Genomic DNA, 18,021 nt, shown 5'->3' on the forward strand with positions numbered 1-18,021 from the left:
TTGCCAGCGAACCGCTGATGACGGTTTTGAGATTTTCAGGTGGGGAGACTGGCGGATCACGCCAGCGCGGCCCATACATTCGTAAAACAAAGCCCACGGCACGCCGTGGGCTTTATTGGCAGTCAGTGAGGCAGCGCCTTACTGAGGCGAAACTTCAGTTTTAGGTTTGCCGTTGTGCCACTCGTAAACCACGAATTTGAAGTCTTTCAGGTCGCCCTTTTCATCGAAGCTCAGGTCACCGGTCGGCGTCTTGAAAGTGCCGGCGTGGATGGCTTCAGCCACTTTGGTCGCGTCTTCGGACTTGGCCGCCTTGATGCCTTCGGCAATCACGGTCACTGCGGAGTAGGACGGGAACACGAACGGGCCGCTCGGGTCTTCCTTCTTCGCTTTGAACGCGTCAGCCAATGCAACGTTGGCCGGATCCTGGTCGAAGGACTTCGGCAGGGTCACCAGCAGGCCTTCGGAAGCATCCTTGGCGATCTGGGTGATCGAATCGTTGCCCACGCCTTCCGGACCCATGAAGCGGGCTTTCAGGCCCTTTTCCTGGGCTTGACGCAGGATCAGGCCCAGCTCCGGGTGGTAACCGCCGTAGTAAACGAAGTCGACACCGGCTTGCTTGAGCTTGGCGATGATCGCGGAGAAGTCCTTGTCGCCGGCGTTGACGCCTTCGAACACGGCAACCTTGGTGCCTTTCTTCTCGAGGGTGGCTTTCACCGCGCTGGCGATGCCTTCACCGTACTGCTGCTTGTCGTGCAGGACCGCAACGATTTTCGGCTTGACGTGATCGGCGATGTAGTTGCCGGCCGCTGGGCCTTGGGCACTGTCCAGACCGATGGTGCGGAAGATCATCTTGTAGCCACGGGCGGTGATGTCCGGGCTGGTGGCCGCTGGGGTGATCATGATCACGCCTTCGTCTTCGTAGATGTCCGAAGCCGGCTGGGTGGAGCTGGAGCACAGGTGGCCGATCACGAACTTGACGCCGTCGTTGACGACCTTGTTCGCGACGGCGACCGCTTGTTTTGGATCGCAGGCGTCATCGTATTCAACGGCTTCGAGTTTCTTGCCGTCGACGCCGCCCTTGGCGTTGATTTGCTCGATCGCCATCTTGGAGCCGCTGAACTGCATGTCGCCGTATTGGGCTACAGGGCCGGTTTTCGGGCCGGCGATGCCGATCTTGATGGTATCGGCGGCAAACGAATGGCTGGCAACCCCGGCCAGAACCATAGCGGCAAACAGTTTGGAAATCTGCTTAGTAGCCTTAGTCATAGTGCTCCACTCATGCTGTTGTAGTTTTTATAGTCCTGGCGCCGTAGCAGCAGAACCGGGTCAGATATCTTGGATATCCTCGCGGAAAATGCCCCCGGCAACTGTACCGGTACAGTGTAGAGCGCCGATTGTTGGCAAGGGAAGCTGGCGCTTGGGGGCAAAACCTGAGGGTGTCGCTTTATTGAAAGAAAAAGACAGATTCGCGGCGAGGGTTGTCCGGTCAAATCGGCAATCCTTGGCTTTGCTGCGCTTTTCAATCGGTGCTGCAATTGCAACTGGGTTTTTCTGCCAGACCACCGACGTTATCATTCGCGCCGATTTCTTTTCCGGACAGCTCCCATGAATCAAGAACCTAGCACCCTCTATGCCAAATTGCTCGGTGAAACCGCATCCATCACCTGGAAAGAGCTGGAGCCGTTCTTTGCCAAGGGTGCCCTATTGTGGGTCGATCCGGCACTGGATCTGATCGCTGCCGCCGAGGCCGTGGCCCAGGACGAAGGTACCAAAGTCGCCGCCTGGCTGGGCGCCGGGCAGGTCGCCAAGCTGTCTGAAACGCGGGCGCTGGATTTTCTGGAGCGCGATCCGCAGCTCTGGGCGGTGGTGGTTTCGCCTTGGATCATGATCCAGGAAAGGGCATCGAATTGATCGATGCACCAACTTGGTTCGCTCCCTGGCTCGGTTGAAAGTGTGTAGGTGAGTAGCGAGATGACAGCCTGCCGTGGCGAAACGCCACAGGGCAGGGTGACGTATACGTAACGGGAACAGTTTATTGGGCAGCCTTTTGGCTGCTTAATTGTTTCTGGATGTTGTTCTGGGGAGAGATTCAAGGCCGCTATCGCGAGCAAGCTCGCTCCCACAATGGGTCTGTGTTCACAAAACCTGTGGGAGCGAGCTTGCTCGCGATTTGGGCGACTCGGTCTCAAGCCAGACTTAATAAGTACGGCCAGTATGGTTATTAAGCGAAATAACCTTGGTCTTGCCGATCCGATGACGGTAGATCTCGCGCAGGTACTTGATGGACTTCTTCACGCAGTCGCGGGACAGGCGGATGTCGTTGATCGAGACGAATTTTTCCTTGTCGCTGATCAGCTCGCGGTATTTCTTTTCATACATCGGCTTGATCGCGTACCAGTTGGTGTCGAGGATTTTCGCCGGGTTCTCGAATTCATTGAGCAGGTCGTCGATGCGTGCCTCGTCGAATTCTTCGTTGATGATGAAGTCCAGGATCGAGTTGTCCAAGGTCTCATCGAAGCGGTACGGCGTACGGGCGAAGCAGCGTTTGATAAACGCCACGATCAGGGTCAGGAAGTCGTCCGAAAGGCACGGGCTCTTGGCGATCAGCGTGGTCAGCGACAGGTTCGCCGAGGCGCCGATCACCAACGCGTAGCGCTTGAGCGTGGTGTTGGGGAACAGGCTGTTGAGGTGGGTCTTGAGCCGGTTCAAGTCCATGTAGGACAGCTTGTAATCCTTGGGCAACGAGACGATCGATACCACCGACGAGCAGTTCTTGAAGAAGTGCAGGTCATGCAGCGCAGCGGCGTCGTAGCCGGAGTTCTTGTACTGCTCCAGCGAGGCGCGGTAGCGCTTGGACTCGATGGGCAACAGGCTGATGCCTTCGATGGCCTGGGTGACTTTGTTGAAGTGCGGCAGGTCGATGGAACGGAAAAACAGGTCATCGATGTTCAAGCGCGGTGGCTCTTTCTCGAACACCTTGAACTTGTCGCCGCTCGGCGCCGGGGTTTCCGGGACCACGGACTCGGCGTAGGCAATCGCCACCGGGCCGGCCAGGCTCATGAACAGGTCGTTGGCGTCCAGGCGAATGGTTTCACCAATGTCGATGCCGGCGCGACGGAAGTAGTTCTGGTCGTAGTCGGTGGTCACGGCCTGGGCCGTCAGGATGTTGAATATCTGCTGAGAAATGTACTGGTTGGCGTGCTTTTCCATGGCATTGACATCTATGTTCTGGATGTTGCCGTCATCACTCTCTTCGGCGTAGCGCATGATGTCGTTGGAGATCAACATCATCGCGTTCCACGGACGGATGCGGCCCATGACGCTGGCTTCGCTGCTGTCTTCGTTGGCGAAGTTGTACGAGAAATCCCATTCTTCCGAGAGGTATTTGCACAACAGCCGACCGGCGTTGATGTGCAGAGCCTCGGACATTTCGCTGCGGTGGTCGGAGATATTCGGCAGCACACAGATGCCGCTGGTGAAAATCGGCTCGAAGACGAAGGAGTGACCGCTCTTGCTATCGTGTTCGTCCATCGGCTTGGTGTCGAACGTCTTGTTCATGTAGGAGTACTGCTGGGCCAGGCCAAACTCCGAGGCCATGCCCGAACCGGTACCGCCGCCGGCGCTGAAGATCGAAAAATACAGGCGCGACTGGTTGGCCTTGATGCCGCAGCTGTCGATCAGGTACGAGTGAATCATCTTCCAGTCGGGGCTGGAGAAACGCTGGGTGTCCTTGTTCAGGATGATCTTCGCCAGATACTGGCCGAGGATCGGCGCGTTGCCGGCGCCACCGGCATGGACTTCCGACAGGTCCATGATTTTCATCTTGCTGTAGTCGCGCAAGAAGCCGCTTTTCTCGCCTTTGCGCGAGAAACGGATGCGCCCGGCGATGTCCTTGTCCAAGTCTCCCAGCATGACCAGCGGTTCCACCAGGAACACCGGTTTGCTTGCCTTGCTGTTGCCCAGGCGCAGGTTGCGCATCCACTGCGCCGGGCGATAACTTTTGTCGCCGTAGTTTTTATCCTCGGCATTGAATTCGTTGAGGTAGAACTTGCGGGCGTTGTAGACCAACTCCGCGACGTCCAGGGCGATGTTGGAACCGCAGCGACCCAGGCCGATCAGGCAAACCGATGGGAACTCCTGCTGGCCACGTTCGCTCTCGTCGTCCACCAGGTGCGGCGGACGGGGGAACACGGCATCGCGCAGGCCGTCGAGGTTGTCGAGGATGCGGTCGGTGTTGGTCTCGGTGAAATACAGGTATTGCTGGGTAGCCAGGGATCGCGAGCTGCTCGACAGCGTCGAGGTTTCAGGGCCGTTGGCGGCTGGGCTCAAGGTCAGATCGGAAACCGCAGTGGCTGTTTTTTTGGAAGTCATTGTGCGCCGTATGCCTGGACTGGTCGGATCGACGATATGTCATCGAACCATCGCGAATGGGAACTCGCGTCCTTTGATGGCAACGCGAATGTCGGCCCAAGCGTTCAGGGCTGCAGCCTGAGCAGCGCTCGGGAGAATCTATTCCTGATCATGTTGGATCGGCCATCGCGCGAGGTTCTTTAATCAAGAGCAGGCAAAATGATGGCAGTTGTTGCAGCAAATTGACCAAAGCAATGAAACACGCCCTGCGCCATGGTTTGGTATCAGCCGTGCGAATGATTGGAGACAGCTCGCGTCCCGCTGTCTAGATTGCAGACTCCGGGCTCGGATGCCTCGCCCAACAATAAAAAGAGACGGACCCATGCAGAACTCGACCCAAGCGGCGAATGCCTGGCGCATTCTGTTCCTGTTGTTCCTGGCCAACCTGTTCAACTTCTTCGATCGCACCATCCCGGCGATCATCATCGAGCCGATCCGCATGGAGTGGAGCCTCAGCGACTTCCAGATCGGCATCATCGGCACCGCGTTCACCATTGTCTACGCTATTGCGGGCTTGCCGCTGGGGCGCATGGCCGATACCGGTTCGCGCAGCAAGTTGATGGGCTGGGGCCTGGCCGCCTGGAGCGGATTGACCGCGGTGAATGGCCTGGTGGGCAGTTTCTGGGCGTTCCTGGTGGTGCGCATGGGCGTGGGCATCGGTGAGGCCAGCTATGCGCCGGCCGCCAATTCATTGATTGGCGATCTGTTCCCGGCTCACCGCCGGGCTCGGGCAATGGGCATCTTCATGCTGGGGCTGCCGCTGGGCCTGTTGTTGGCGTTCTTCACCATCGGCGCGATGGTCAAGGCCTTCGACAGCTGGCGTGCGCCTTTCTTCATCGCGGCGGTGCCGGGGCTGGTGCTGGCGGTGTTCATGTTCTTCATCAAGGAACCCAAGCGCGGCGCGGCGGAAACCGTGCAGGTGTCCCAAGAGAAGGTTGATAAACCGGTTCGCCGGGTGCTGGCGATTCCGACCTTTCTCTGGTTGGTGCTGGCGGGGCTGTGCTTCAACTTCGCCACCTACGCCTGCAACTCATTCCTGGTGCCAATGCTGCAACGGTATTTCGGGATGCCGCTGCACGAGGCGGCCGTGGCGACCGGCATCATGGTGGGCGTGACCGGATTGTTCGGGCTGACCCTTGGCGGCTGGGTCGCAGACAAGATCCACCAGCGCGTGCCCAACGGCCGTCTGTTGTTTGCAGCGTTCAGCCTGGCCATTTCGACAGTGACCACGGCGTGGGCCCTCCATGCCGGGCGCATCGAGATCGGTGTTTTCGTGGCCGTGTTCAGCGTTGGTTGGTTGTTTGCCTATAACTTCTACACCTGCGTCTATACCGCGATCCAGGACGTGGTGGAGCCGCGACTGCGTGCTACGGCGATGGCCTTGTATTTTGCCGGGCTGTATCTGCTCGGCGGCGGCCTCGGGCCGGTGGTGGTGGGCGGCTTGTCCGACTACTTCGCCCACACGGCGATGGCTGTAGCAGGTGCCCCGCAAATGACCGAAGCCTTCAAGGCCATCGGCCTGCATGACGCGATGTATCTGATCCCGGTGGCGCTGTTGCTGACCATGGTGTTCCTGTTCCTGGCGTCTCGCTGCTTCGTGCGCGATGCCAAGCGGATGAAGGACGGGATGAGCGTCGTGGTGGAGCCGGCGGGCGTGGCGGCGACAGCTTGAGATCAAACTGCTGGCGAAACAGCTTTTGTGGCGAGGGGATTTATCCCCGCTGGGCTGCAGAGCAGCCCTCGAAAAACACTCAGCTAACCTGACACAGTGCGGCGTCGGTTTTAGGGCTGCTGCGCAGCCCAGCGGGGATAAATCCCCTCGCCACAGGGTTCAGCGCCATCTGCACTAACGAGCCTTTTCCTCTCGCCCGCGCAACAGGCGATCGGGCATGGCCACCGCAGCCGCCAGCCCCAGCAATGACACCGCCGCGCTGATCATCAGCAAGTGCCGGAACGTCGCTTGCAACTCCTCACGCAAGGCGTCCCGTGCCTCTCCGGGAGCGGCGTTCAAACCATCGAGCAGGACGTTGCCGGAATGCCCCTCGCCGATCATCGACGAACCGGCGAGCTGGGCAAAACCGGAATCCTGCAGCAAGGCCAGCAGCAACGCCGACATCAGCGCCACACCCACCGCGCCGCCCAATGAGCGAAACAGGTTAGTGGTGCTGGTAGCGACACCGATGTCCCGTTGCTGCACCGAATTCTGCGAGCCCACCAGCGAAGTGGGAAATTGCATGCCCGAAGCGATGCCGCTGAGCAACATGAACAGGCTGCTCAGCCAGAACACGGCGGGCGGCGTGAAAGCCATGCCAAGAATGGCGAACGGGAAGAGCAGGGCGCCACTGAGGATCATCGGTTTGTAGCGCCCGGTGATCGAGGTGCGCCGCCCGGCAAAATAGGCGCCCATCGGCAAACCCATCGCCAGCGGCAGCAAGTGCAGCGCGGCGCTGTCGGCGCCGGCGCCGGTCACGCTCTGGAAGCGCAACGGCACCAGCACTGTCAGGGAAATCGCCTGGAAGCTGGTGAAAAAAACCGTGCACCAGCACAGCACCGCGCTGCGGTTGACGAATAGGTGCATAGGCAGCAACGGCTCCCGTGCGCGGCGTTCATGCCAGGCGAAGAGACCCAGCACGAGTACTGCGCCACCCAGCAGCCCGAGCACTTCGCGGCTGTGCCAGGCATGGCCTTGGCCGATCTGGGTAATGCCCAGCAGCAGCGAGGTCAGACCGATGATCAGCAACACGGTGCCCAGGTAATCGATGATTGGTGTGCGTTGTGGCACCGGCAGCCCCACCAGGGCGCGCCGGGCCACCAGCCAGGCGCCCAGGCCCAATGGCAGGTTGATCCAGAAGACCCAGCGCCACGACAGGTACTCGGTCATGTAGCCGCCCAGCACCGGTCCGGCCACGCTGGCCACCGCATACATGCTGCTGAAATAACCCTGGTAGCGCCCACGCTCGCGGGGCGGGATGATGTCGCCGATGATCGCCTGGCTCACAGAAATCATGCCGCCGGCGCCGATGCCCTGGAAAATCCGCGCCAGCACCAGTTGCTCCATGTTCTGTGCCAACCCGCAAAACAGCGAAGCGAGGGTGAACAGGCCCATGCCGAACAGCATCAGCGGGCGCCGGCCATACAAGTCGCCCAGCTTGCCGTAGATCGGCACCGCTACGGTCATGGCGACCATGTAGCCGGAGATCACCCAGGCCAGCAGGCTGACATCCTTGAATTGCGCGGAAATGGCCGGCATCGAGACCGCGACGATGGTCTGGTCCAGCGCACCGAGGAAAATCGCCAGCATCAGCGCCACCAGCACGCTGCGGATAGCGGGTTGCATAGCTTGAGGCGTATCGAGCTGAGTCAAGGCAGGACCTGCGGGCATCGCGCCTGGCGGCGAGGGGACGAAGCCCGCAGTTTAATTCGGTAGCCGCCTATTCGATAGCCTCATAAGGAAGGCCGACGTAATTTTCCGCGATGGTTTTGCGCCCCGCCTCGGAGTCGACGAAATACTCCAGCTCCGCCTCGCTGATGCGCTGGTTGAACGCGTCGTCATCGAAGCGGTGCAGCATCGACGTCATCCACCAGGAGAAGCGCTCGGCTTTCCAGACCCGTCGCAGGCAGATGTCGGAATAGCGTTCCAGCAGATCCGCGCGACCGTCGCGATAGACCTTAAGCAAAATATTGAATAGCGTGCTGACATCGCTGGCAGCCAGGTTCAGCCCCTTGGCCCCGGTCGGCGGGACGATGTGGGCGGCGTCGCCCACCAAAAACATCCGCCCGTACTGCATCGGTTCCACGACGAAGCTGCGCAGTGGTGCGATGCTTTTTTCTATGGAGGGACCGGTCACCAGGGTTTCGGCCAGGTCGGTGGGCAGGCGTATTTTCAGTTCATCCCAGAAACGCTCGTCCGGCCAGTCGGCCACTTGTTCCTCGGCGGGCACTTGCAGGTAATAACGGGTGCGGGTCCGCGAGCGCATGCTGCACAGGGCAAAGCCGCGCTCGTGGCGAGCGTAGACGAGTTCTTCGTGGACGGGCGGGGTGTCGGCGAGGATGCCGAGCCAGCCGAACGGGTAGACGCGTTCGAAGACCTTGAGCTTTTGCGCCGGGATCGATTGCCTTGCCGCGCCATGGAAACCATCGCAGCCGGCCACGTAATCGCAGTCCAGGCGCCAGGTTTCGCCGGCGTGTTCAAAGGTCACGAAGGGGTGCTCGGTCTTCAGGTCGTGGGGCTGGGCGTTGTCGACCTGATACAGCGTCTGGGCGCCGGATGCCTGCCGGGCGGCCATCAAGTCGCGAGTGACTTCGGTCTGACCGTAAATCATGACGTTCTGGCCACCGGTCAGCCCTTTGAGATCGATGTGGACGCGCCGACCGTTGAGGACCAGCTCGAAGCCATCATGGGACAAGCCCTCGGCGTCCATGCGTTGGCCAACTCCGGCCTGGCGCAGCAGATGGACCATGCCCTGCTCGAGTACACCGGCGCGGATCCGGCCGAGGACGTAATCGGGAGTCTGGCGCTCGAGGATCACGGTGTCGATCCCTGCGTTGTGCAATAACTGGCCGAGCAGCAGCCCAGAGGGGCCGGCGCCGATAATGGCGACTTGGGTCTTGAGGGTTTTCATTGTTGTTATGGCTCGCAAGAGGCACGCGACCAGGGTCGGCGTTTATTTTTAGTAATCCTGGCGTGCATTTTTCGCTTGCGGACCTGTCAATTGAAGGGGAAAACTGAGCTGAAACCTGCACATTCTGCCAATCGGTGCGATTACCGCCCGTAACCCAAGGCCGATCCTCGTTATGAAGAAAACTGAGCTGCCTTCGATTCCCGTGTTCAAGCTCTACGGCGAGAGCCAGGATTGGCCCACGCCGGATCTGCTGCACTGCGAAACCATTTCCAGCCGCAGCAGCGAGCACCAATGGGAAATAAAACCTCATCGACATGCCGATCTGTGCCAGCTGCTTTTTGTGTTCAAGGGTCAAGCGGAACTGGAAATCGAAGGCCAGCGTACACGGCTCGACGAGCCGGCCGTGCAGATCCTGCCGCCGCTGTCGGTCCATGGTTTCCGTTTTTCGGAGGATGTGCAGGGTTATGTCGTGACCCTGGCGGCGCCGCTGGTCACGCACCTGCAAGCCCAGCTAGGCCATTCGGTCAATGTCCTGGCCCAGGCGGAAGCCTATCCGGCCGGAGAGAACGCTGATTACCTCAATAGTTTGTTCAGTGCCATGCAGGCGGAGTACGTGGGCCATCAACCGGCCCGGGAAATGCTCATGCATGCCTTGGTCAGCGTGATCATGGTCTGGGTGAGCCGCCAGGTGATGAACCGGCGTATCTCCACCCAGCGCCCGCAGCGGGCCCGGGAATACCTCAACGGGTTCATCCAATTGGTGGAAGAGACCTATCGCCAGCACGTCAAGGTCGAGGACCTGGCCCATCGCCTGGGCATCTCGGTGTCGCACCTCAATGGCACCTGTCGCGAACTCGCGGGACAGCCGGCACTGCAAATCATGCACGAGCGCCAGTTGCTGGAAGCCAAGCGGCTGCTGACCTATACAGGCATGACGATCTATGAGATCTCCGAGATGCTTGGCTTCTCCGACCCGACCAACTTCACCCGACTGTTCCGTCGGCGCGTCGGTATCTCGCCCAAAGCCTTCCGAGACCGGCTCAAGACCGATCAGCAGGACGACTGAAACCGTCTCAGCGCAGCGCGTTCAAGGTTGCGTTGTGCGGTATGCAGCGTTCGAAGTTGCAGCTGGCGTATTCACGGGGCAGCTGCCTGGCCTGCTCGACCCGATAAGCCGCGGTGCCATACAGCGCCAGCGTGGCGGTGCAGGTGACAAATATGGCGAGGCGTCTTCTTGTTTTGATGTTCATGGCGATGACCTCTGAACGAATACCCGGGGGTACTGTTTTCAGCATAGGTCAGCCATGGCGGGTTGCCAGCCAGGCGGTTTGTGTATGTAAGCAGATATTCAGCTCGCTGATGTTCCCTATGGGAGCAAGCTTGCTCCCACAGGGATTAGGGTTGTTCTTTCGAGCGTTCTATTCCAAATGCTCAGGTTTCATCGGATCCCCCGGCTTGACATCCAACTGGTGGCGCACGTCTTCGAACATTTCGTCGTAGTACTTGTGCATCGCGCCGATGTTCGTGCTCTTGGGCAGGCCGTAGTATTGGGCAATGCGGGTGGCGTGGCGGGCGAAGTCGAAGGCTTGGTCCTTGGCCAGGAAAAACGTCTCGTCTACGTTCTTGTCTTCTACCGTGCCGTGCAGGCGAAATGACATGCCCTTTCCCTCGTCGGGATCCTGGGCTATTTCGTAATCGATGCACAGGTTGTAGCTGAAATCATCCTTGTTCAGCGCATGGCGCTCCATGTGCAGGTGTCCGGGTTGGAACGTGGCCATCAGCGTCTCTCCTTCGAAGGCGTGGAGAACGGCAGACACCGCGCCTGCCCCATAAGTTTTCCCGTTATCGATAAACATGTCGGGCGACGGGTGCGGTCTATTGAACCGTCACCATTGCGCGCGGTGGGCGCCCAGGTCAGCGGCCGGCAACTTCCATTGCAGCGGCGTGCCGGGCATTTTCAGCGGTACCTGCAAGCGATGCGCCGGACCCCAGGGCGTCTGTTCCACCAGCAACCCCTGGTCAGCCTCGTCTTCGGGGCGCAATGCAACCTCACTGCCGGCGCCGCCCTCGATCAACAGCTTCGCCGTGCGCGCCAGTGACAAGCGTGCCGAGCCCCCACGGCCGTTGGCCAAGCGTCGATTCAGCAACACGATTGCGCTGGCGGCCATCAGGTAACCGGTGCCGTGGTCCAGCGCCTGGACCGGCAGAGGCGTCGGTTTGTCCGTGTGTTTCCAGGCCATGCCGGCCTCGGCGATACCGCAGCTCATCTGCACCAGGCTGTCGAAGCCGCGGCGGTGTTGCCAGGGGCCGCTCCAGCCGTAGGCGTTGAGGCAGACGTCGATCAGGCCGGGCGCCAACTGCCGACGTTGTGTAGCGCCGTAGCCCAGGCGTTCGAGCGCGTCGGCGCGGTAGCCGTGCAACAGGATGTCCGCCTCCTGGAGCAGCGCCTCGAACGCTGCTCGATCGGTGGGCTGGCGCAAGTCGAGGCGGGCGCAACGTTTGCCGAGGGTGACTTCAGGCACCACGCCGGGTTCGTTCCAGGTCGGCGGGTCGATGCGCAGCACGTCGGCCCCCAGCCCGGCGAGAAAGCGACTGGCAACCGGGCCGGCCAGCACGCGGGTCAGGTCCAGCACCTTGAGGCCCGCCAAGGGCTGGGCGACGGAGCCGAGCCAGGGGCCAGGCGCGCCTTGCGCTCCGCTATCCAAATGAACGAGGGGCTCGGCATTGACAGCGATGCCCTGGGGATGCGCCTGCCATGCCAGCCATGAACGCATCTGCGCGGCGCAACCGCCGGCATCGATCACGGCCTGTTCCAGTTCGGCCTTGTTCCACCGGACCACTCTGCTGGCCATGTCGGCGCGGTCGGTGCAGGCGCCGAGCACCTTTTGCGCCGCCTGGCGATGATGCGGCGCGTTGGTGTGCAGGCGGATCCAGCCGTCGGCGGTGGCGTAGTCGCCCGCCACCGGATCCCACAGGGGCGGCACGCCCCAGCCGATGGGCCGCAGGGAGGTGGAAAACCAGAATGAGGCCAGGCGCCGGTCGACTTCCATCGACGGCAGGCGACCGGTTTGCTGGCGGATCAGTTCGGCGACCGCTTGACCGGCCGTGGCGATGCTCGCGCAGGCCAGCTCGGTGACGGCGAAGGCGGAGGGCAGGGCGCCTTCGCTGGTGAAGGGGATGGGTGTCGTGGGCAAGCCCATGGCGGTTTGCATGGGTGTGAGTAGGTCTGACATTTGGAAACCCTCCTGAACCAGAGAGCGAGCATAGATCAAACAAACGTCGGGGGCCGCTACGCCCGAGGCGTCGGACCGGCCCAGCGGGAGCCAGCTCCCTCGCCACGATTCTCCGGTCTGGACCAGATCCAGAGATTACTCAGGCCCATGCCTGCGAGTGCCAGGTATACCGGCCAGCGGTGATCGAGCATCAGCAGCATAAACCCTGCACAGCACAGCATGCTGACCGTTGCAGCGATCTTGGCCCGGCGCGGGATAACCTTGCCGTTGCGCCAGTTGCGCAGCATCGGCCCGAACAACCGATGGCCCTCCAGCCAAGCGCTCAGGCGCGGCGAACTGCGGGTCGCGGCCCAGGCGGCAAGCAGGATGAATTCGGTGGTGGGCAAGCCCGGCACGACGATGGCCACCAGGCCGATGGCCAGGCTGGTGTAGGCGAGGAGGGCGAAGAGCAGGCGAGTGAATCTGGAAGGGCGTTTCATCAGTGTTTTTCTTTCATGCACATTCCCTGTGAGAACGAGCCGGCTCGCGATGGCGGTGGGTCAGGCGACTTCTGTGGCGACTGAGCCAGTGTCATCGCGAGCAGGCTCGCTCGCGCAAGGGAAACTGTGAAGGCTTCAGGCCAACTCGGTCGCGTAGGCTTGCTCCAGCAACACGGTAAAGCGGTTGAAGGCCGCCAGCGCTCCTTTGTCCGCCTCGGCTTCCTGCTGTTCGGTGAGGGGCAGCGCGTCGAGGATCCGGGTGAAGGTTTTCCAGCCTTCGGCACGCCCGCCCGCCGGTTCTGCCAAGTGTCGGGCACCAACGGTTTCGCTCAGCCCCAGCCCCACGGCGCGCTTGATCAGGAACGCGGCGCCAAGCTTGGAACCCTCGGACACGAACAGCCAGCCGAGGGCTTCGGCCTGGGTTGGGTTTTTCACTGCGCCGGCCACTGGCGGCGGCACTTCGGTGTGCAGGTCCACCAGGTCGGCCTTGGCCGCTTCGGCGCGGCAGCGCGCGGGCAGGTCGGCAATCAGCGCGGTCAGTTGCGCGTCGTTGTACAGCGCCACCAGTTCCGACTGGAATTGGTACTGGGCGACGACGAAGCGGGCGTAGCTGGCCTGGGTTTCGAATGGGGCGTGAGCCTTGACCAGCGCGTCGAGCTTGCCGTGGGGCTCGTGGGTGATCTGGTTCAGGCGTTGGGAGCGGGAAAGGGTGCGTTGTGTGGTCATAGCAATTCCTTCGAGTGGAATACATCGTGGCGAGGGAGCTTGCTCCCGCTCGGTTGCGCAGCGAGCGTTAGATCTGGGGGCGCTTCGCCCGAAGCGTCGGACCGTCCCAGCGGGAGCCTGCTCCCTCGCCACAGGTAACTGTTTTACGTGAAGAATCGGATCAGATATCCCAGATCAGGTTGACCGTGAAGTTGCGCCCAGGGGCGGTCAGGCGGTCGAGGTTGGCCGGGCTCAGCACTGCCGCTTCGCCGACGCTGTCGTAGCCGCGCACGTCGTCCCACAGCCAGTATTTCTTGTCGGTGAGGTTGTAGAGGCCGCCGCTGACGGTGACGTCGTCGGTGACCTTGTAGTACCCGCTCAGGTCGAGGATGCCGAAGCCCGGCGTCTTGAACTGGCTGCTGACGCCGTCAGGAGAGTTGAAGTTGCTGTCGTCGACGCGGTTTTTCTTCTTCACCAGGGTCCAGCTGAGCAAAGTGCCGAACTGCTCCTGGTCATAGCCCAGGCCGAATACGCCGGTCATCGGGTTGATGCTGTTGAGCGGTTCGCCGGTGTCGTCGTTGCGGCCTTGGAGGTAAGCCACCGAACCTTGGGTATAGAGGCCCCGTGGCGCGCCGAACACGTCCAGGTCCAGGCGCCCCTTGGCCTCGATGCCCTTGATGGTGGCGTGCTTGATGTTGTTGCTCTGGAAGGTCAACTGGTCCGCGCCAGGGGTAATGGCGTCCTCGTTGATGAAATCGCGGTACTTGTTGTAGAACACCGCCACGTCGAACGAACCGGAGTCGAAACGACCGCGCAGGCCGGTTTCGTAGCTCTTGCTTTTTTCCGGCTCCAGGTCGGGATTGGGTTCCACGCTGTAGCCCGCGTCCGGGTTATCGAAGCGCCCGTACAGAGCCTTGGCGGTCGGGGTGCGGAAACCCTCGGCGTATTGGCCAAACCAGGTGTATTGGTCGGTCAGGGCGTAAGTCAGCCCGAACTTGGGCGAGACGCGGTGCCAGGTCTTGTTCTCATCACTGACTTTACCGCCGGCGGTAGGGTCAACGGTGCTGAGGAATTCTTCGGTCAGGTGTGGCTTGAGCTGGGTGTAGTCGTAACGCAGCGCCGGTGTGAAGGTCCATTTTTCCCAGCTGATCTGGTCCTGGGCGAACAGGCTGTAGGTGTTGATGGTCGGGTCCGGGAAGTCACTGGCTTTTGCCAGTACGTCCCGCGTGCTGATGGCGCCGACGGCGGCACAGCCCACGCCGACCGCCAGGCACACGCCATTGCCGCTGCGCGAACCGGTGACTTTCTGCTGTTTGAGCGTGGTGCCGTAGGTCAGCGTGTGATCGGTGTCGGCAATGCTGAATGACTTGTCGACTTGCGCATCAAGCACCCACTGTTTTTCTTCATACAGGGTCTCTCGCGTGCGAAGGACCCTACGGGTGATCGGGAAGTAGAATTCGGCGGTGCTCTGGTCGGTCTTGGCGACCTGGTGGTTCAGGCTCCACTTGATGTTATCGGCCAGCAGGCTGTCGAGCGCGAAGCTGTGCTCCAGGCCGAAACGTTCGCGGGTGATGGTGTCGTTGCCGGTGCGCCACTGGTACATGCCGCCCGGCAGGATGGAGGCGGGAATGGCCGGTTGGCCGTTGGCGTAAGGACCGCCGTAGGCGCTTTTCAGATCGGTGTCACGGTCGTCCTTGTACTTCTCGTAGACCAGGCTCAGGCGTGCGTCATCGTTGTAGTTCCAGCCGAGCTTGGCCAGCACGTTGTTGGCGCGCACGTCCTGCGGGTTGGCCGCGGTGCGGTCCAGGCCGGTGCCATTGTTGCTGCCGTAGGATTCGGTTTCATGGCCGTCGCGCTGGCTGTAGTGCAGCAGGCCGTCGAAGGGCCCGCTGCGACCGGCGATGGTGGCGGACTTGAGCCAGCTCTCGTCGACGGAGCTGTAGCCAGTCTTCAGGCGCGCGCCAACATCCTTGCCCGGCTTGATGATGTCATCCGCATCGAGGGTGAAATAACTCACGACGCCACCAATGGCGTTGCTGCCGTACAGCACCGAGGCCGGTCCGCGCAGGATCTCCACGCGCTTGATGATCTCCGGGTCGACATAGTTGCGCTGGGTCTTGGCGTAGGGGCCGTTGAAGAAACCGCCGGGCACTTCCACGCCGTCGACCTGGGTCAGGATGCGGTTGCCGTCGATGCCGCGGATGTTGTAGCCGCTGATGCCGCCGCGCTCGCCCGCGCCGCCCACCGATACGCCGGGCTCGTAGCGCACCAAGTCCTTGATGGTGTTTACGTTGTTACGGTCCAGTTGCTGGCGATCATGAACGGAAACGGTGCTCGGTACGCGGGTGATGTCCTGTTCTTGACGGGTGGCGCTGATGGTCACCTGCTGCAAGTCCAGCACGTTGCCCGCGCTGCGTTTTTCCAGAACGATGTTGTTGCTGCCCAGTTTGCGGTAACGCAAGTCGGTCCCCACCAACAGGCGCTCCAGGGCTTTCTCCGGCGACAGCGAGCCGTTGACGCCCGGCGAGGCGATGCCTTCGGCCAGTTCAGCCGGCAGCCCCACCTGCCAGCCTGTGACGGCAGTGAACGCGTTGAGCGCGGAGACCAAGGGCTGCCGGGCGATGTTGAAGCTGTAGTCGCCCATGTTGTGCGCGGGCGGTTGGCCAGCGGCGGCAAGGGCGGCCGGCGCGGCACCGGCCATCAGGATGGCGGCGGTCAGCAATGAAAGTGCGCGGGAAGGGGCGGGTAACCGGCAAGTAAGGCGAGAGGACATCGATAGCGCTCCGTGTCGCATCTGTTATAGGTGCAGATCGGCATCGTGGAGATGCGAATCAATTGCATTGGCTATAACGAGACGAACCAGCGGAGGCTATCGAGTAAAAATAATTCTCATTTAGTTCAAAATCACCAGCGCCGGCAATTCCTGCAGGCGCGCGGAGGTGATCTGGGCCAGGGAGCGGACCACGTCCAGGGGCTGGTCGAGGCGGTAGTTGCCCGTCACCGCGACGTTGGCCAGCCGTTCGTTGGTGTTGATGATCCAGCCTGGGTAGTAGCGTCGCAACTCCGCCAAGACCTGGCTCAGCGGACGGTTCTCGAACACCAGTCGGCCCTGCACCCAGGCAAGGTCGGTGCCGGCATCGAGCCGTGCCGGGCGGTCGAAGCCATTGGGGCCAATGCGGATGCTTTCGCCAGCCGACAGCCGCACGTGGGTGTCGTAGCGGGTGGCCCGCAGGTCGACGTCGCCGCGCTGCACCTGGACTTGCGCGACGCCATCCACGTAGCGCACGGCGAACGAGGTGTCGCTGACGCTGGCGGTGACCGGGCCTGCGTCCAGCTCCAACGGCAAATGACGGTTGGCTGGCACCTCGAAGAAAGCTTCGCCCTTGTAGAGCCGGGCCACCTGCCGTTGGTTGTCGAATGAGCTGGAGAAGGCCGAATCGGTATTGAGCAGCACCTTGGAGCCGTCTTCCAACTGCAGGCGCTGGCGTTCACCGACCACGGTCAGGTGGTCGGCCTGGAAGCGCAGGGGCAGGTCGCTGAAATTGAACAGTCCCAGCAACAGCACGGCGGCGGTGGCCAGGGGTTTCCAATGGGCGCGCAGGCGCGACAGCGTGGTGATCTTTGGCCGGTCCCTCAGTTGCCGGGCGCTTTCGATTATCTGCGGGCCGTTCCAGATCGCCTGGGCCCTGGCGAACGCTTCGCCATGGCGTGGATCGGCCGCCAGCCAGGCCTGGAAGTGTCGGCGCTGCTCCTCGCTGGGGCTGTCGAGCAGGATCAACCAGTCCAGCGCCTGATCCATGGCGTGGGCGGTGTCCTGCGCCTCGGCGGCTTCAGGTGGGCGATGGTTGTCCGTCACGGTGGATTCTCATTATTGGCGGCAAGCACACGCTACAAGCCGCAAGCGGTAGCTGGCAAGCCCACATCCCGCTTGCGGCTCGAAGCTTGCGGCTCGCCGCATGTATTCACGGGTTGCGTTCGGCCACGCCCACGCAGATGGCCATGATCAGTTTCAGTTCTTTTTGCACCGTGCTCAGGGACACGCCTAATCGTTGCGCGATGTCCTGGTAGCTGTGGCCATGCAGCCGGCTGAGAATGAAGATCTGCTGTTGACGGGGGCTGAGGGATTGCAGGCTGACGTTGAGGCGTTCGAGCATTTGCGCGGCGTGGGCGGCATCTTCGGCGCTGCTTTGAGGGGCGACGACGTTGTTCACGATGTCCAGCGGCACGTCGTCGACCAGGGCCCGCGACTGGATCCGCCGTGCGCGCAGATGATCCAGCGCCAGATTGCGGGCAGTCTGGAAAACAAAGGGTTCGAGATGATCGACGGTGCGTTCGCTCAAGGCGCGGGTGACACGCAGGTAGGTTTCCTGCAGCAAGTCTTCGGCGGTGCTCGGGTTGTTGACCATCCGCTCGAGGGTGCGCAGCAGCGGGGTACGCTGGGCGAGAAAAATGTGGTGAAAACGCGATTGACTCACGATAGGGCCCGATCCGGTTCGAGTAGATGATAATGCTTATCATCTGCGTCGATGGTCAAGCCTTCATTTCATGAGTGTTGAAACCCTGTGGGAGTGA

The 18,021-nt window shown here is 61.5% G+C and carries 16 protein-coding genes; 3 read left to right on the forward strand and 13 right to left on the reverse strand.

Annotated features, from left to right (window positions below):
* Positions 1-138: 138 nt before the first annotated feature.
* Both DOCECA_RS02770 and DOCECA_RS02775 read right to left on the reverse strand, forming a co-directional pair.
* The gene (locus tag DOCECA_RS02770; protein WP_420764333.1) at positions 139-1,266 is read right to left on the reverse strand and encodes a branched-chain amino acid ABC transporter substrate-binding protein; all 1,128 of its coding nucleotides are present in this window, start codon (positions 1,264-1,266) and stop codon (positions 139-141) included.
* A gap of 60 nt (positions 1,267-1,326) precedes the next feature.
* Positions 1,327-1,563: a hypothetical protein gene (locus DOCECA_RS02775; protein WP_434650143.1), complete on the reverse strand. Its 237-nt coding sequence runs from the start codon at positions 1,561-1,563 to the stop codon at positions 1,327-1,329.
* 42 nt (positions 1,564-1,605) lie between these two features.
* Here DOCECA_RS02775 and DOCECA_RS02780 point away from each other — a divergent pair, with 42 nt between their 5' ends.
* Positions 1,606-1,911, forward strand: a complete 306-nt coding sequence (locus DOCECA_RS02780; RefSeq protein WP_264428324.1) for a DUF2288 domain-containing protein — start codon at positions 1,606-1,608, stop codon at positions 1,909-1,911.
* A 285-nt stretch (positions 1,912-2,196) separates the two neighbouring features.
* Here DOCECA_RS02780 and DOCECA_RS02785 read toward each other — a convergent pair whose 3' ends face one another.
* Positions 2,197-4,371: a hypothetical protein gene (locus DOCECA_RS02785; protein ID WP_420764335.1), complete on the reverse strand. Its 2,175-nt coding sequence runs from the start codon at positions 4,369-4,371 to the stop codon at positions 2,197-2,199.
* Positions 4,372-4,732: 361 nt separating this feature from the next.
* Here DOCECA_RS02785 and DOCECA_RS02790 point away from each other — a divergent pair, with 361 nt between their 5' ends.
* A complete protein-coding gene (locus DOCECA_RS02790) occupies positions 4,733-6,082 on the forward strand; it encodes a spinster family MFS transporter (protein ID WP_434562648.1) in 1,350 nt (449 codons plus the stop codon).
* A gap of 174 nt (positions 6,083-6,256) precedes the next feature.
* Here the strand turns inward: DOCECA_RS02790 and DOCECA_RS02795 are convergent, their stop codons facing one another.
* Positions 6,257-7,747: an MDR family MFS transporter gene (locus DOCECA_RS02795; RefSeq protein WP_420764337.1), complete on the reverse strand. Its 1,491-nt coding sequence runs from the start codon at positions 7,745-7,747 to the stop codon at positions 6,257-6,259.
* 94 nt (positions 7,748-7,841) lie between these two features.
* Positions 7,842-9,032: a 4-hydroxybenzoate 3-monooxygenase gene (pobA, locus tag DOCECA_RS02800; protein WP_434650145.1), complete on the reverse strand. Its 1,191-nt coding sequence runs from the start codon at positions 9,030-9,032 to the stop codon at positions 7,842-7,844.
* A 172-nt stretch (positions 9,033-9,204) separates the two neighbouring features.
* Here pobA and DOCECA_RS02805 point away from each other — a divergent pair, with 172 nt between their 5' ends.
* Complete coding sequence (locus DOCECA_RS02805) at positions 9,205-10,098, forward strand: helix-turn-helix domain-containing protein (RefSeq protein WP_420764339.1); 894 nt, start codon at positions 9,205-9,207, stop codon at positions 10,096-10,098.
* A 7-nt stretch (positions 10,099-10,105) separates the two neighbouring features.
* On the opposite strand, the gene DOCECA_RS02810 is transcribed toward DOCECA_RS02805, so the two are convergent.
* The 8 genes from DOCECA_RS02810 to DOCECA_RS02845 form a co-directional block, all read right to left on the reverse strand.
* Positions 10,106-10,282, reverse strand: coding sequence for a hypothetical protein (locus tag DOCECA_RS02810; RefSeq protein WP_420764340.1), 177 nt, complete (start codon positions 10,280-10,282; stop codon positions 10,106-10,108).
* Between the two features lie 168 nt (positions 10,283-10,450).
* Entirely contained in the window at positions 10,451-10,810 is a 360-nt protein-coding gene (locus tag DOCECA_RS02815) for a DUF5064 family protein (protein ID WP_434609953.1), read from the reverse strand.
* Positions 10,811-10,918: 108 nt separating this feature from the next.
* A complete protein-coding gene (locus tag DOCECA_RS02820) occupies positions 10,919-12,265 on the reverse strand; it encodes a CoA transferase (protein ID WP_434609955.1) in 1,347 nt (448 codons plus the stop codon).
* Positions 12,266-12,321: 56 nt separating this feature from the next.
* The gene (locus DOCECA_RS02825) at positions 12,322-12,744 is read right to left on the reverse strand and encodes a YbaN family protein (protein ID WP_434650146.1); all 423 of its coding nucleotides are present in this window, start codon (positions 12,742-12,744) and stop codon (positions 12,322-12,324) included.
* Positions 12,745-12,879: 135 nt separating this feature from the next.
* Positions 12,880-13,470 (reverse strand): biliverdin-producing heme oxygenase, encoded by a 591-nt coding sequence (locus tag DOCECA_RS02830; protein ID WP_445571419.1) that lies wholly within the window; start codon positions 13,468-13,470, stop codon positions 12,880-12,882.
* Between the two features lie 160 nt (positions 13,471-13,630).
* On the reverse strand, positions 13,631-16,222 hold the full coding sequence (locus tag DOCECA_RS02835; protein ID WP_445571420.1) for a TonB-dependent receptor: 2,592 nt from the start codon (positions 16,220-16,222) through the stop codon (positions 13,631-13,633).
* Between the two features lie 120 nt (positions 16,223-16,342).
* Positions 16,343-17,305, reverse strand: coding sequence for a FecR family protein (locus DOCECA_RS02840; RefSeq protein WP_445571421.1), 963 nt, complete (start codon positions 17,303-17,305; stop codon positions 16,343-16,345).
* Positions 17,306-17,411: 106 nt separating this feature from the next.
* The gene (locus tag DOCECA_RS02845) at positions 17,412-17,924 is read right to left on the reverse strand and encodes an RNA polymerase sigma factor (RefSeq protein WP_445571422.1); all 513 of its coding nucleotides are present in this window, start codon (positions 17,922-17,924) and stop codon (positions 17,412-17,414) included.
* Positions 17,925-18,021: the final 97 nt, after the last annotated feature.

The sequence above is a fragment of the Pseudomonas sp. E102 genome (assembly GCF_052660185.1).